Source organism: Streptomyces sp. NPDC021356 (assembly GCF_040641015.1).
In the GTDB taxonomy this organism is placed as follows: Bacteria; Actinomycetota; Actinomycetes; order Streptomycetales; family Streptomycetaceae; genus Streptomyces.
In genome coordinates this window covers 249,889-262,560 of the sequence record NZ_JBFACU010000005.1, presented here as the reverse complement: position 1 = coordinate 262,560, position 12,672 = coordinate 249,889, and the positions used below count along the sequence as shown (strand labels likewise).

The 12,672-nt window shown below is 74.9% G+C and carries 11 protein-coding genes and 1 pseudogene; 7 read left to right on the top strand and 5 right to left on the bottom strand.

Annotation, left to right across the window (positions count from 1 at the left end; all coding sequences use genetic code 11):
- Window positions 1-236: 236 nt before the first annotated feature.
- Together AB0G56_RS09025 and AB0G56_RS09020 are read right to left on the bottom strand one after the other, a co-directional pair.
- On the bottom strand, window positions 237-1,019 hold the full coding sequence (locus AB0G56_RS09025) for an ABC transporter permease (protein WP_360965868.1): 783 nt from the start codon (window positions 1,017-1,019) through the stop codon (window positions 237-239).
- Window positions 1,016-1,972 carry an ATP-binding cassette domain-containing protein gene (locus tag AB0G56_RS09020; RefSeq protein ID WP_360965865.1) on the bottom strand — a complete coding sequence of 319 codons (957 nt, stop codon included), beginning with the start codon at window positions 1,970-1,972 and terminating at the stop codon, window positions 1,016-1,018. Before AB0G56_RS09020 ends, AB0G56_RS09025 begins: the two co-directional genes overlap by 4 nt.
- Before the next feature lie 64 nt (window positions 1,973-2,036).
- Between AB0G56_RS09020 and AB0G56_RS09015 the strand changes: the two genes are divergently transcribed.
- Window positions 2,037-2,750 (top strand): TetR/AcrR family transcriptional regulator, encoded by a 714-nt coding sequence (locus tag AB0G56_RS09015; protein ID WP_360965862.1) that lies wholly within the window; start codon window positions 2,037-2,039, stop codon window positions 2,748-2,750.
- 183 nt (window positions 2,751-2,933) lie between these two features.
- On the opposite strand, the gene AB0G56_RS09010 is transcribed toward AB0G56_RS09015, so the two are convergent.
- The 3 genes from AB0G56_RS09010 to hmgA are packed head-to-tail and all read right to left on the bottom strand — an operon-like array spanning window position 2,934 to window position 6,243.
- The gene (locus tag AB0G56_RS09010; RefSeq protein WP_360965859.1) at window positions 2,934-4,124 is read right to left on the bottom strand and encodes a type ISP restriction/modification enzyme; all 1,191 of its coding nucleotides are present in this window, start codon (window positions 4,122-4,124) and stop codon (window positions 2,934-2,936) included.
- 26 nt (window positions 4,125-4,150) lie between these two features.
- The gene (locus AB0G56_RS09005) at window positions 4,151-4,900 is read right to left on the bottom strand and encodes a GntR family transcriptional regulator (RefSeq protein WP_360965856.1); all 750 of its coding nucleotides are present in this window, start codon (window positions 4,898-4,900) and stop codon (window positions 4,151-4,153) included.
- Window positions 4,901-4,926: 26 nt separating this feature from the next.
- On the bottom strand, window positions 4,927-6,243 hold the full coding sequence (gene hmgA, locus AB0G56_RS09000) for a homogentisate 1,2-dioxygenase (RefSeq protein ID WP_360965854.1): 1,317 nt from the start codon (window positions 6,241-6,243) through the stop codon (window positions 4,927-4,929).
- A gap of 150 nt (window positions 6,244-6,393) precedes the next feature.
- Between hmgA and AB0G56_RS08995 the strand changes: the two are divergent.
- From AB0G56_RS08995 to AB0G56_RS08970, 6 genes and pseudogenes are all read left to right on the top strand, one after another.
- Window positions 6,394-6,894: pseudogene (locus tag AB0G56_RS08995) on the top strand (hypothetical protein); the annotation flags it as partial.
- A gap of 468 nt (window positions 6,895-7,362) precedes the next feature.
- Window positions 7,363-8,022, top strand: coding sequence for a TetR/AcrR family transcriptional regulator (locus AB0G56_RS08990; protein ID WP_360965851.1), 660 nt, complete (start codon window positions 7,363-7,365; stop codon window positions 8,020-8,022).
- A gap of 241 nt (window positions 8,023-8,263) precedes the next feature.
- On the top strand, window positions 8,264-8,944 hold the full coding sequence (locus AB0G56_RS08985; protein ID WP_360965848.1) for a hypothetical protein: 681 nt from the start codon (window positions 8,264-8,266) through the stop codon (window positions 8,942-8,944).
- Window positions 8,931-9,683 (top strand): class F sortase, encoded by a 753-nt coding sequence (locus AB0G56_RS08980; RefSeq protein ID WP_360965845.1) that lies wholly within the window; start codon window positions 8,931-8,933, stop codon window positions 9,681-9,683. The genes AB0G56_RS08985 and AB0G56_RS08980 overlap by 14 nt, the downstream gene beginning before the upstream one ends.
- A gap of 321 nt (window positions 9,684-10,004) precedes the next feature.
- Window positions 10,005-11,393 carry an aldehyde dehydrogenase family protein gene (locus AB0G56_RS08975; protein ID WP_360965842.1) on the top strand — a complete coding sequence of 463 codons (1,389 nt, stop codon included), beginning with the start codon at window positions 10,005-10,007 and terminating at the stop codon, window positions 11,391-11,393.
- A gap of 54 nt (window positions 11,394-11,447) precedes the next feature.
- The gene (locus AB0G56_RS08970; RefSeq protein ID WP_360965839.1) at window positions 11,448-12,530 is read left to right on the top strand and encodes a zinc-binding dehydrogenase; all 1,083 of its coding nucleotides are present in this window, start codon (window positions 11,448-11,450) and stop codon (window positions 12,528-12,530) included.
- The last annotated feature ends 142 nt before the right edge of the window (window positions 12,531-12,672 follow it).

The window sequence follows — 12,672 nt, the reverse complement described above, 5'->3', positions numbered from 1 at the left end:
CACCGCCGTCTCCGGCCTCTCCGGCACCTCCGGAGGGCGCCGTGGACGCTCCTGGACCTGCGTCCCCCGGGGCACGGGTCCGGGACCGGACCGAGCCACCACTCCGTCCCCGCGCGGCGCCGCGCTCTCGCCGCCCGTCATCCCCACGGCTCGCGGCGCCCGTTCGGCGTGCCCCCGTCGTGGTCGGGGCCTGCCCCGCCCCCTGGCCCACCCGGGCCCACTCCGCCCCGCCGCCGTCAGCCCCCGGCGCGCGCGTACCGCCGTACCGCCAGGGGCGCGCAGACGGCGAGCAGCACCGCGCACCAGGCCAGCGTCCCCGCGACCGGGTGGGCCGTCGGCCAGGCGGCGTGCTGGGGGACCGGGGTATTGCCGAAGAGGTCGCGCAGCGCCGTGGTCATCGCGCTGATCGGGTTCCACTCGGCCAGGGTGCGCAGCCAGGGAGTCAGGTTGCCGGTGGGGATGTAGGCGTTGGACAGCAGCGGCAGGACGAAGGTCGAGGCCCCGAGCTGACCGGCCGCATCCTCGCTCCGCGTGAGCAGTCCCAGCAGGATCCCGACCCAGGTGCACGCGAACCGGAACAGCAGCAGCAGCCCCACGGCGCCCGCCGCGCGCGCGACGCCCCCCTCGATCCGCCAGCCCACGGCCAGTCCGACCAGCAGCAGCGGCACCGTCCCGGCCGCGGTGACGACGAGGTCGGCCACCGCCTGCCCGAGCGGCACGGCCGCCCGGCTCACCGGCATGGTGCGGAACCGGTCCATCACCCCCCGGTGGGTGTCCTGCGCCGCCTGGAACATCCCCGTCATGATCCCGCCGGCCGCCGTCGCCGCCAGCAGTCCGGGCACGAGGAAGGCGCGGTACTCCCGGCCGGGCACCGCCAGCGCGCTGCCGAAGACGTAGCCGAAGAACAGCAGCATGTTGATGGGCATGATCTGGGTGAGGATCGCCAGGCCCGGGTTGTTGCGGACCCGGCGCAGCTGCCGGCCCACCATCGCCGTGCCGTCGTACGTGAGCGTGCTCATGCCGCGATCTCCTCGCTGTCGTGGGACGCTCCGGTCAGCCGGAGGAAGACGTCGTCCAGGGTGGGTGGACTCAGGCTCGCGTCGAGCAACGGCACGCCCGCCGCGTCGAGTTCGCGGACCAGGCGGGGCAGGGTGAGCGTCGGGTCGGTGGCGACCGCGCCGACGGCGCCCCGCTCGTGGTCGAAGACCGGCTCGGCGCCGGTGAGCCGGTCCAGGACGGCCGCCGCCCGCGTCATCTCGTCCGGGTGCGCGACGACGACCTCGGCGCGCGTCCCGATGAGGGCCTTGAGCCGGGCGGGCGATCCGGTGTGCGCGATGCGGCCCCGGTCCACCAGGGCGATGTCGTCGGCCAGCCGGTCGGCCTCGTCCAGGTACTGGGTCGTCAGCACCACCGTCGTGCCCTGCTGCTTCAGCTCGCGCACGGCGTCCCGGATGCGGTTGCGGCTGGCCGGGTCGAGGCCGGTGGTCGGCTCGTCCAGGAACAGCACGGCGGGCGGGCGCAGCAGGCTGGCCGCGAGGTCGAGGCGGCGCAGCATGCCGCCCGAGTAGGTGGACGCGGTCCGGTCGGCGGCCTCGGCGAGCCCGAAGCGCTCCAGCAGTTCTCCGGTGCGCGCCGCCGCGTCGGCCACACGGTGCAGCCGGGCGAACAGCCGCAGGTTCTGGCGTCCGGTGAGGTCCGCGTCCACGGACGTGTCCTGTCCGGTCACCCCGATCCGGCGGCGTACGGCGGCCGGTTCGCGCACCAGGTCGTGGCCCGCCACCCGGGCCGAGCCCGCGTCCGGCCGCAGCAGTGTGGTCAGCAGCCGTACGGCCGTCGTCTTGCCCGCGCCGTTCGGCCCGAGCACGCCGCAGACCGTGCCCTCGGCGACCGCCAGGTCCAGGCCGCGCACGGCGTGGACGTCCCCGAAACGCTTCTCCAGACCCTCACTAAGTACAGCGTACGTAGTTGTCATGGGTCGACCATAGCGCACTGCGTACGGTGTACGTAACTACGATGAGGAGGCGAGGTGGTGATCCATGGCTGGCCGACCGGCCCGACCCGAAGTGATCTGGGCCCGTCCCGAGCGTGCGGGACGCGGGCCGAGACCTGCCTACACCCGCGCCGACATCGCGGCGGCGGCCGTACGGCTTGCCGACGCGGGGGGTCTGGACGCGGTGTCGATGCGGCACGTCGCCGCCGAACTGGGCTGCGGCACCATGTCGCTGTACAACTACGTCCCCCGCAAGGAGGACCTGTACGAGCTGATGGTGGACGCCGTAAGCGGTGAGCACGAGCTGTGGGAGCCGAGCGGCGACTGGCACGCCGACATGCTCCGGGTGGGCCACCAGTCCCGGGACCTCATGCGCCGCCACACCTGGCTGCCGCGCCTGATGTCCGGGATCTACGGCTTCAGCCCCAACGTCCTGCGCTACCTGGAACACTGCCTGGCCTGCCTGGACCCCCTGGAGGCGTCCCACGGCACGAAGATGGAGCTGGTCGCCATGGTCAACGCCGTGGTGACCATGTACGTCTCCAACGAGCTGGCCGTCGCCGAACGCACCCGCTCCCTGCCCTGGACCGAGGAGCAGGAGAACGCGGTGCGGATCGCCTACCTGGGCGGCCAGATCGCCACCGGCGCCTATCCGCGGCTGGCGGCGTCCTTCACCGAGGACGCGGGACCCATCGACCTGGAGGCGGTGTTCGAACGGGCCCTGGGGCGGGTCCTGGACGGCTTCGCGCCGCGCGCCTGAGCCGCGCGCCTGAGCCGCGCGCCCGGCGTGCACGGCGCGAAGGCGGGCGGTGGTGCCAAGGCGTGCGCGGCGCGAAGGCGGGCGGTGGTGCCAAGGCGTGCGCGGCGCGACGGCGGGCGAGGGCGCGGTCGCGAGGAGGGCGCGCCGCTCCGGAGCCTGCCGCCTCGCGGGCTGGCCGCGCGGTCAGATCAGCGTGAACTGCCCGCCGGGGCCCTCCTCGGCGTGGTCGAGGACCGAGGCCGGCCGGCGGGCCGCCTCGGGAACCGGCAGGACCCCCGCCGCCCGCAGTTCGGCGGCCGTGATCGCGTCCCCCGGCGCCGGCACCGCCGAATCCGCCTCCTCCCGGTCCCCCCGCAGCTCGGCCAGCAGCGCCAGTACGGTGATCAGTTCCAGCAGCTCCGAGGTCCACGCCTGCGGCCACGCGGCCGGGCGGATCGCCGCCAGGGTGCCCGGTGCGCCCTCGGCGGTCCGGGCCGCGAACCACTGCTCCAGGACCCGGACCGAGCCCGCCGTGAAGTCCCAGGCCGCCGCGGGCACGGGGGAGACGCGGCCCTCGTCGAGGTGGAGGGTCTCCTCCTCCCGGTCGTAACGGAGGTCGAGCGGGCGGGCCGGCAGCGGCGCGCGGACGTAGGGGCGGCGCCCGCCGGGCAGCTTGGGACGCTCACCGTCGCGGCGCATCAGCCACAGCGCCCGGCGCCCCGAGGCGACACCGCGCGCCCACTGCCCGGCGTCCGCGGTGAGCGGCACGGCGAGCCCGGCCGGGCCCGGACGGGCCGCCGACAGGATCCAGGCCAGCACGTCCACCGGGGCGGGACGGTGCCCGAGCCGGGCCGCCAGATGCTCCGGCAGGCCGGGCGCCAGGTTCGGCTCCGCCGCGCCCGGCCGGCGGTACAGCGGGCGGATCCGGCCCGGCCGCAGGAACGGCGGCAGGGAGGTCGCCAGCAGCGGCGCTTCCGCCGTGCCCGCGGCGGCGCCCGTCTCCACCGCGAAGACCTGCCGTCCGTCCGCCACCCGCCACAGCTCGGGCCGGGCCGCGTCGATCAGCCGGTGGTCCGCGAGGAGCCACTGCTCGTCGAAGGGCGCCAGCAGCACCCGTACCGGCTCCGGACACGGTCCCGAGGCCCGGATCAGCCGCTCGGTGCCGCCGGCCCGGCCGGGCAGCTGCCCGACCGCGCTGTACGGCGTGCGCGAGCGCGTCGGCTCGAACAGGGCCTCCCTCTCGGGCCCCTCGGCCCGCAGCAGGGCCGCCCAGCGGGCCTTCAGGCACGCGGCGTCGGGGGCCGCGGGCCACTCCCGGCCGAGCCGCGGCGGTGCGACGGACCACGGCATGAGGTCCGCCAGCAGCGGGGCGTCGTCATGCGTCACGCGGGGCATCGTACGACGCGTCGACGGCGGGCAGGTCAGGTGGCGTCGAGCGTGACCGTGAAGGAGAAACGGTCCCCGCGGTAGTGGATGACCACCACGTCCAGCGGCCGGCCCGCCCCGTCGTAGGTGATCCCCGTGTAGTGCAGGATCGGGCTGAGCAGCGGCACCTGGAGCAGCCGCGCCGTCTCCGGGTCCGCCAGCCGCGCCTGCACGGTGTCCGTGATCCGGCTGATGTCGGCGCCCACCACGTCCCGCAGCACCTTGGTCATCGGCCAGCGCACCAGGTCGTCCGGCGCTATCCGCTCGGCCAGCTCCGGACGGACGTAGTTGCGGGCGTGGTTGGTGGGTTCGCCCGTCTTCTCGTCGCTGCGCAGCCGGTGGTACGCCGCCACCTCCTCCAGGTCCGGGAAGAACTCGGCGAGGTCACCGTTCACGGCGGCCGGACCGTGGTCCAGCAGCTCCGTCGTCATGCCGGACTGCTGGGCCACGATCGCGTCCACCGAGCCGAGCAGCCGCACCGGGGCGCCCCGGTGGGCCGTGGGCGCGATGAACGTGCCGCGCCGCCGGTGCCGGGTGATCAGACCCTCGTCCTCCAGCTCCTTCAGCGCCTGCCGCATGGTCAGCACGCTCACGCCGTAGTGCCCCGCCAGTTGTTCCTCGGTGGGCAGGCGCAGCGGGTCCCGGGGCGAGCGGCCGAGGATGGAGGCGCGCAGCGACTGCGACACCTGGTACCACAGCGGCAGCTTGCGGTTCAGGACGATCGAATCCGGAGCGAAGGAGGTCACGGGCTATCCGTACCGGTCGGGCCCGCTCAGTGCAACGGCCTGAAGTGCTTCTCCAGGCCCTGCCAGACGTCGTCGTACCGCTGCTGCAGGTGGTCCGCGCGGGCCGCGTGCGGCGTGAGCGTCACCGGCCAGCGCGTCTCGAACATGAACGCCAGCCCGTCGTCGATCTTCTGCGGCTTCAGCTCCGCCGCGCTCGCCCGCTCGTAGGTCTCCCGGTCCGGGCCGTGCGCCGACATCATGTTGTGCAGCGAGCCGCCCCCCGGCACGAAGCCCTCCGCCTTGGCGTCGTACGCGCCCTCGATCAGGCCCATGTACTCGCTCATCACGTTCCGGTGGAAGTACGGCGGCCGGAAGGTGTCCTCGCCCACCAGCCAGCGCGGCGCGAAGACGACGAAGTCCACGCCGGCCAGGCCGGGGGTGTCGCTCGGCGACGTCAGCACGGTGAAGACCGACGGGTCCGGGTGGTCGTACGAGATCGTCCCGATGACGTTGAAGCGGCGCAGGTCGTAGACGTACGGCACATGGTTGCCGTGCCAGGCGACGACGTCGAGCGGGGAGTGGTCGTAGGTGGCCGACCAGAGGTTGCCGCAGAACTTGTTCACCACCTCCACCGGGCCGTCCACGTCCTCGTACGCGGCGACCGGCGCCCGGAAGTCGCGGGCGTTGGCGAGGCCGTTGGCGCCGATGGGGCCGAGGTCGGGGAGGCGGAAGGGAGCGCCGTAGTTCTCGCAGACGTAGCCGCGCGCGGACTCGTCCAGGAGCTGCACGCGAAAACGCACCCCGCGCGGGATCAGCGCCACATGCCCCGGCTCGGCGTGCAGCAGGCCGAACTCCGTGCGCAGCAGCAGCCCGCCGCGCTCCGGCACGATCAGCAGCTCGCCGTCCGCGTCGCTGAAGACGCGCTCCATCGAGGAGTTGGCGTGGTACAGGTGCACCGCCATGCCGGTGCGCTGGGAGACGTCGCCGTTGCCGCCGAGGGTCCACAGACCCGCGACGAAGTCCGTGTCCGGACCCGGCTGCGGCAGTGGGTTCCAGCGCAGCCGGTTGGGGTCGGCCACCGCCTGTGTGAACGGTGCCGTGCGCAGCGTGCCGTTGCCTGCGCGGGTGAACGCCGGGTGGGCGGCCGAGGGGCGGATGCGGTACAGCCACGAGCGCCGGTTGTGCGCCCTGGGCTCGGTGAACGCCGTACCGCTGAGCTGCTCCGCGTACAACCCCAGCGGGGCGCGCTGGGGCGAGTTGCGGCCCTCGGGCAACGCCCCCGGAACGGCCTGCGAGCTGTGCTCGTTGCCGAATCCGGAGAGGTAGTCCAGTGCCTCGGCGGTCTTGCGTGCGTCCCCGCTCATGATCGCTCCCTTGCAACCCGATTCCTATGGCTCACCGTAGGATTGCGTTTTCCCGGGCGCAAGAGGGCCACCGGCCCTCCTTGCGGCGGACGGCCGGAACCAGACCTGAGGGGGATCCGCCCGTCGGACCGCTGTTCTACTCTCCGGTGCATGACGTCGTGGACGCGCCGGCCTCTCGCCGCGCTCGCGGTCGGCGCCCTGCTGCTCGCCGGAGCGGCGGGGTGCGGCGCGGGCGGCGCGCGGGGGAGCGGGGAGGGGAGATCGACCGGCCCGGTGGGCAGGATCACCGACCGCACCGACGAGGAGGGCCGGGCCTACCGCGAGGTGGACAAGAAGGACGCACCCGAGATCGGCGTCGAGGTGCGGCCGGACGCCGCCGGCAGCTGGGACGTGCGGCTGACCCTGCGCCGCTTCCGCTTCTCGCCGGCCGGCGCGGCGGCACACCCCGCCGCCGGGCGCGGCCTCGCCCGCCTGCTGGTCGACGGCCGCCCCGTCGGCCGCCTGCGCACCCCCGAGTACCGCCTCTCCGCCCGCCTGGTGCCCCGGGGCACCCACCATGTCACCGCCCGCCTGTACGCCGACGACGACACGGTGTGGGCGGTGTCCGGCAAGCCGGTGCAGAGCACGGCGGACATCACGGCGTCCGACCCGCACGCCACGGACGACGCGACGCCCACGGCACCGGGGTCACCGGGGCCGCCCACCGCCCCGGTGACCGCCACGCCCGGGGCCCCGGCGGCCACGGGGTCCCGGGCCCGGGCGGGGGAGCCGGGGGAGCCGCCGGTGCCGGTGGCAGCGGCTGCCGGGTCCGGGGGGCCGGGCGGCGGTGCGCGGACCGCGCCGGAAGGCGACGCGAGGTCCGGGGGCCCCGGCGGGACGGAGGCGGCGGCGAACGTCGGTGCGGTGGAGTGCCCGGAGGCGCGACGACGCCGCACGGCGGCGGTGCGGCGGTCACCGCGCCCGGGGGTGCGCCACCGGTTCGGGGCGGGATGACGACGGCCGGGCTTCTCGCCCTCTTCGCGTCGCGCGCGTCGCTCGGATCGGCCCGTGGCAACGCGGGTGACGTGTCCGGCGCGGGACGGGCCCTGCGTGCGCCGGGGGGAACGGGGGACGGGGCGTATGCATCCGGGCGCGCTTCACCCGGATGCCGCCGACAGGCATCATGAACCCGTGCCCCATGCGACCCCGCTCCGCCGCGCACCCGTGCAGCGGCGCAGTGCCGAACGGCTGACCCGGATCCTCGACGCCTGCGCCGACCTCCTCGACGAGGTCGGCTACGACGCCCTGAGCACGCGCGCGGTCGCCGTGCGCGCCGGTGTGCCCATCGGCTCGGTCTACCGGTTCTTCGGCAACAAGCGCGCGATGGCCGACGCGCTCGCCCACCGCAACCTGGAGCGGTACACCGAGCGCGTACAGGAACGCCTGAAGGAGGCGGAGGGCGGCGGCTGGCGGTCCGCCATGGACGCCGTGCTCGACGAGTACCTGGCGATGAAGCGGACCGCTCCCGGGTTCTCCCTCGTCGACTTCGGCAACCAGATCCCGCTCGGCGCCCGGCACGCCGAGCCCAACCACCGTCTCGCCGACCTCCTCACCCGCCTGCTCGCCGGTCACCTGAGCCAGGAGCCGGACGACGACCTGCGCCGCACCTTCCTGATAGCCGTGGAGACCGCCGACACCCTGGTCCAGCTCGCCTTCCGGATCGATCCCGACGGCGACGAGAAGGTCATCGCGGAGATGCGGGAGCTGCTGCGGGCGTACCTCGGCAGAGTGCTGGACTGAGCGACCCCCGTTCGCCTCACGCCGTGAGCGGTCGTCGTGCGCCAGCCCCGGGTGTGTGCGCCGGGTGCCGAACCTCGGGTGTGTGCGCCGTACGGCGCACACACCCGGTGCGCCGTTGCGCCGGACGGATGAAAGTGGACGGCGCGTCGGCGCGGGGTGCGCCGTCTTCGGGAGGGAGTGTGAAAGAGAGTCAGGTGAAAGAGCGATTTATATGAAAATCGTCTGACTCGGAGGAGCGCGCATGCCCACCCTCACACTCCCACGCACCCCAGGCTCCCGCGTCGGTGCCGCCGCGGCCCTGACGGCCCTGACCGCGGCGGGTGCCACGTGGCTGGCAGCGCCCGTCGCCCTGGCCCAGGGGGAAGCCGGCGACATCAAGATCCACCGGGTGGGCGTTCCCTTCGGCGTCTCCAAGGACGATCCGGTGACCTGCCGGTTCTACCTGGACGCCGTCAACTTCGACGTCCTCCCGACCATCGGCTACACCATCCAGGCCATGCCCCCGCTGCCCACCAGCGCCACCGTCACCGGCACGATCGCCCTGGCCGCCGGTGCCGGGCACACCGACCCGCTGGGGCTGGCCGACGGGCAGTACAAGCTCGTCTGGACCGTCGCGGGCATTCCCAAGGAGAAGATCTTCCACGTCAACTGCCACGAGGAGAACGGGCGCAAGGAAGGGGCCCGGGGGCCGGGCGGCCAGATCGAGGACCAGGGCCACGACAACAACGACCAGCACGGCGGGCCGGGGGCCAGGCAGGACCCGCAGGGCCCGAGGGGCGGCGTGCACGCGGGCGGCGGCGGTCTCGCCGCCACGGCAGCGGCGTTTACCCCGGTGGCCGGGGCCGCCGCCGTGGGGCTCGTCGTGGTCGGCGGGGTCGCGTACCTCCGGTTGAACCGCCGGCGCACCCGTGGTGCCGAGTAGGCGCAGACGCAGGCCCTGGCGCCGGACCCGCGCCTACCGCCTCGCCAGGACGACCGTGCTGACGGTCGTCCTGGTGACAATGGGTGTGCGGTGCGAGGGCCACCGCCACCACGGCGCACCCGAGCGTGCGGCGGGACCGCAGGCCGCCGCCACGGCCGCGGCGAGCACGGAGGCGGAGGGCGACGGCCCGGACGGCGTCGGTTCCGGCGGCGCGGGCCCGGACGGCGAGCGGTCCGGCTCACCGGGCGATGCGGCCCCCACGACGCCCCCGCCCCGGCCGCTGCCCCGCTCCCCGGCGACCTCCCTGCGCATCCCCTCCCTCGGCGTCGACGCCCCCGTCATCGGGATCGGCCTCGACACCGACCGGCAGCTCCAGACGCCACCGGTCGACAAGCCCAAGCTGGTCGGCTGGTACCGGGGCGGCCCCACGCCGGGGGAGTCCGGCACCGCCCTCGCGGTCGGGCACCGGGACACGAAGACGGGCGCCGCCGTCTTCGCCGCGCTCGGCCAGGTGGCACCGGGCCGCCACATCGAGGTGCGGCGTGCGGACGGCCGTACCGCCGTCTACACCGTCGACAAGGTACGGGTCTTCGACAAGGCCCGTTTCCCCGACAAGGAGGTGTACGGCCCCGCCCGCAGGCCCGAACTGCACGTCATCACCTGCGGCGGCCTCTACACCCGCCGGACCGGCTACTCCAGCAACGTGGTCGTCTTCGCCCACCTGACATCGACGAAGTGACCCTCGTGGCAGGTGGAGCGCCCCGCCCCGGACGGAGCGCCCACCCCCGCCGCCGCCGACCGGCGGAGCCAGCCACCCGGACGGAGCGCCCACCCCCGCCGCCGCCGACCGGCGGAGCCAGCCACCCGGCGGAGCCAGCCACCGGGCGGCCCCGGGCGCCGGGCGGGGCGCGGGTGTCCCTGGCGCCGCAAAACTATCGGCGCTAGTTTATGGGCTGTCGGCAGGTTGTGATGCGCGACGCCGCGCCCGCGGACACGGACCACGCGCCGTGGACCCCGCGGACGCGGACGACGCCCCGCCCCGGAGGAGCCCAGGAGCACCATGAAGGCACACGACGACATGTACATCGGCGGCGCCTGGCGCCCCGCCCCCGACCGGGACGTCATCGAGGTGGTGAACCCCGCCGACGAACAGGTCGTCGCCACCGTGCCCGCGGGCACCGCCGAGGACGTCGACGCGGCGGTGCGCGCCGCCCGCGCCGCCTTCCCCGGCTGGGCCGCGACCCCGCCCGCCGAGCGGGCCGCCCGCCTGGCCGCCCTGCGGGACGTGCTGGTGGCCCGCGAGGACGAGATCGCCGGGACCGTCACCACCGAACTGGGCGCGCCCCCGCAGTTCTCCCGGACGGTCCACGCGGGCCTGCCGATCGCGGTCGCCGGGTCCTACGCCGACCTCGCGGCCACGTACGCCTTCGAGGAGAAGGCCGGCAACTCCACCGTCCTGCACGAGCCGGTCGGAGTGGTCGGCGCCATCACGCCCTGGAACTACCCGCTGCACCAGATCGTCGCCAAGGTGGCCCCGGCCCTGGCCGCCGGCTGCACGGTCGTGCTCAAGCCCGCCGAGGACACCCCGCTCACCGCCCGGCTCTTCGCCAGGGCCGTCGACGAGGCCGGGTTCCCGGCCGGCGTCTTCAACCTGGTCACCGGCCTCGGCCCGGTCGCCGGACAGGCCCTCGCCGAACACCCGGACGTCGACATGGTCTCCTTCACCGGCTCCACGGCGGTGGGCAGGCGGATCGGCGCGATCGCGGGCGCCGCCGTCAAGCGGGTCGCCCTGGAACTGGGCGGCAAGTCCGCCAACGTCATCCTGCCCAGTGCCGACCTGGCCAGGGCCGTGCACGTCGGCGTCGCCAACGTCATGTCCAACTCCGGCCAGACGTGCAGCGCCTGGACCCGCATGCTGGTCCACCGCGACCAGTACGACGAGGCGGTCGCACTGGCCGCCGAGGCCGCCGCCAAGTACGGCGACCGCATCGGCCCCCTCGTCAACGCCAGGCAACTCGCCCGGGTGCGCGGCTACATCGAGCAGGGCGTCGCCGAGGGCGCGCGTCTGGTCGCCGGCGGCCCCGACGCACCGCGCGCACCGGGCTACCACGTCAGCCCGACCGTCTTCGCCGATGTCACCCCGGACATGACCATCGCCCAGGAGGAGATCTTCGGCCCGGTCCTGGCGGTCCTGCGCTACGACGACGAGGACGACGCCCTGCGCATCGTCAACGGCACGGTCTACGGCCTCGCCGGCGCCGTCTGGGCGGGTGACGAGGCCGAGGCCGTCGCCTTCGCCCGCCGGATGGACACCGGCCAGGTCGACATCAACGGCGGCCGGTTCAACCCGGTGGCCCCCTTCGGCGGCTACAAGCAGTCCGGGGTCGGCCGTGAACTGGGCACCCACGGACTCGCCGAGTACCTCCAGACCAAGTCCCTGCAGTTCTGAGCCCGGCCCTTCCCGCCCCGCAACCCGTCCCCGGTTCCAAGGGAGTCACGCGTCATGGCCGTACGTGCCGCCGTCCTGCCCGCCATCGGCTCACCGCTGGAGATCACCGGCATCGAACTGCCCGGCCCCGGCCCCGGCCAGGTGCGCGTGCGCCTGGCCGCCGCAGGGGTCTGCCACTCCGACCTGTCCCTGACCGACGGCACCATGCGGGTCCCCGTCCCCGCCGTCCTCGGCCACGAGGGCGCGGGCACCGTGCTCGCCGTCGGCGACGGCGTCACCCACGTCGCACCGGGCGACGCCGTCGTTCTCAACTGGGCGCCGTCCTGCGGCAGCTGCCACGCCTGCGCGCTCGGCGAGGTCTGGCTGTGCGCCGACGCGCTGACCGGCGCCGCCGGTGTCCACGCCCGCACCGCCGACGGCACCGACCTGCACCCCGGTCTGAACGTCGCCGCGTTCGCCGAGGAGACGGTCGTGGCCGCCTCCTGCGTCCTGCCCCTGCCGGAGGGCGTCCCGCTCACCGACGCGGCCCTCCTCGGCTGCGCCGTCCTCACCGGCTACGGCGCCGTCCACCACTCGGCGCGGGTGCGGGCCGGGGAGACGGTGGCCGTCTTCGGCGTCGGCGGCGTCGGCCTCGCCACCCTCCAGGCCGCCCGGATCGCGGGCGCCGCGCGGATCGTCGCCGTCGACGTCAGCCCGGAGAAGGAGGACCTGGCGCGCCGCGCGGGCGCCACCGACTACGTCGTCGCCTCCGGCGGCACCCCGCGCGAGATCCGCGCCCTCACCGAAGGACACGGCGTCGACGTCTCCGTGGAGTGCGCGGGCCGCGCCGTCTCCATCCGCGCCGCCTGGGAGTCCACCCGCCGCGGCGGGCGGACCACGGTCGTCGGCATCGGCGGCAAGGACCAGCAGGTCACCTTCAACGCCCTGGAGATCTTCCACTGGGGCCGCACCCTGTCCGGCTGCGTCTACGGCAACTCGAACCCGGCCGAGGACCTGCCCGTGCTCGCCGCCCACGTCCGCGCCGGACGCCTGGACCTGGGCGCGCTCGTGACCGAGCGCATCGCCCTGGACGGCATCCCGGCGGCCTTCGAGAACATGCGGGCCGGCAAGGGCGGCAGGGCGCTGGTGGTGTTCTGAGCGGCCGTCCGGCGGGGCCCGGGGCACTCGGGCCGAGGACACCCGCTCGGGCCGCGGCGCCGCCGCCGCGTCCCCGTCCGCGTGCCTGCGGTCGTGTCCCCGCCGCCCCGGCCGGGCACGGCAGCCCGTCCGCCGGCGTCAG